This is a genomic window from Mycobacterium sp. (genome assembly GCF_049802695.1).
GTDB lineage: Bacteria > Actinomycetota > Actinomycetes > Mycobacteriales > Mycobacteriaceae > Mycobacterium.
Window position 1 is genome coordinate 1 of sequence record NZ_JBARMY010000371.1, and the last position, 1,564, is coordinate 1,564.

Below are 1,564 nucleotides of genomic sequence, written 5' to 3' on the forward strand. Positions count from 1 at the left end.
CCGGTGGCGCCTCGATCCGGATTCCGCACCGCGTCGGCTACTGGCACGAGCCCGGTTCCATGGTGTCGGCGACCGGCCACTGCCGGCCGTTCGACGTGCGGTCGGACGGCACCATCTTCGGCAGCGGGGTCGGTGTCGTAGTGCTCAAGCCATTGCAGGATGCCCTTGACGACGGTGACCGCATTCATGCCGTGATCAGGGGTTCGGCGCTCAACAACGACGGATCGACGAAGATGACGTACGCCGCGCCCAATGCGGCCGGTCAAGCTGATGTCATCGCCGAGGCGCATGCGGTGGCGGAAGTCGACGCCTCAACCGTGAGCTATGTCGAAACCCACGGAACCGGCACGCCGCTTGGCGACCCGATCGAAATCGAAGGACTGCGACAAGCATTCGCGGTTTCTCGTGTTTCCCCGGCCGATAGGCCAGGGCCGTGCTTTGTCGGTTCGGTCAAGTCCAACATCGGTCACCTGGAGGCAGCGGCCGGCATGGCCGGCCTGATCAAGGCGATCCTCTGCCTCAAGCAACGAGCGATTCCGGCAACTCTGCACTTCACCAGCCCCAATCCAGAACTGCACCTGGACCAGGGGCCTTTCGTCGTGCGAAGCAAATACGGCCCGTGGGAATGCGACGGTGTCCGGCGCGCGGGGGTCAGCTCGTTCGGTGTGGGCGGCACGAATGCGCACGTGGTCTTAGAAGAAGCACCGGTAGAGGCGCCGGTAGGATCTGCCATCCAACCCGCTCCGCAAGTGCTGCTGTTGTCGGCTCGGACCGCCGAGGCGCTGCAGCAGTCACGCTCGGCCCTGGCCGCCGAGTTGTCCGGCCCAGACGAGGTCTGCCTGTCCGATGTCGCGTACACGCTCGCGGGCCGCCGCAAAGAAAACATCCGGATGGCGGCGGTCGCGGGCGATCAGCAGGACGCAGCAGCGGTGCTGCGGGCGGCCGAGCACGACAACGTGTTCGTCGGCGAGTGCTCGCCGAGCACCGAGAACTCGGAGCGAGTCGTTTTCCTGTTCCCGGGTCAGGGCGCTCAGCACATCGGGATGGCACGGGGGCTTTATGAGTCCGAGCCGGTGTTCGCCGAACACTTCGATCAGTGCGCCGCGGGGTTCGGTGAGGAGTTGGGTATCGACCTGCGCGCGGAGATATTCGACGGGACCGCGCGCAATCTGGAGCGCACCGACCGGACCCAGCCCGCGCTGTTCACGGTGGAATATGCGCTGGCGAAGCTGATCGATGCCTACGGCGTTCGCCCGGCAGCACTGGCGGGACACAGCATCGGCGAGTATGTCGCGGCCACCGTCGCAGGTGTCTTCGACCTTGCGACGGCCGTCAAGGCGGTGTCGATGCGCGCCCGCCTCATGCACGCCGCGCCCCGCGGGGTCATGGTCGCGGTGGCGCTGAGTCCCGATGCCATCGCCGAGCATCTGTCAGCAGACGTCGACCTCGCCGCGGTCAACGACCCGGGCGGCTGCGTCGTCGCCGGGTCCGAGGAGAACATCCGCGCGTTCAGCACTCGCCTCGCCGAACAAGGGGTCGTGGCGCGCCGGGTGCGCACCTCGCA

1 protein-coding gene is annotated in these 1,564 nt (G+C 66.9%); it reads left to right on the forward strand.

Annotated elements, in window-relative coordinates; translation table 11 throughout:
* Positions 1–1,564, forward strand: a 1,564-nt coding sequence (locus WA317_RS15390) for a type I polyketide synthase (RefSeq protein ID WP_425173853.1), incomplete at both ends; no start/stop codon positions are given.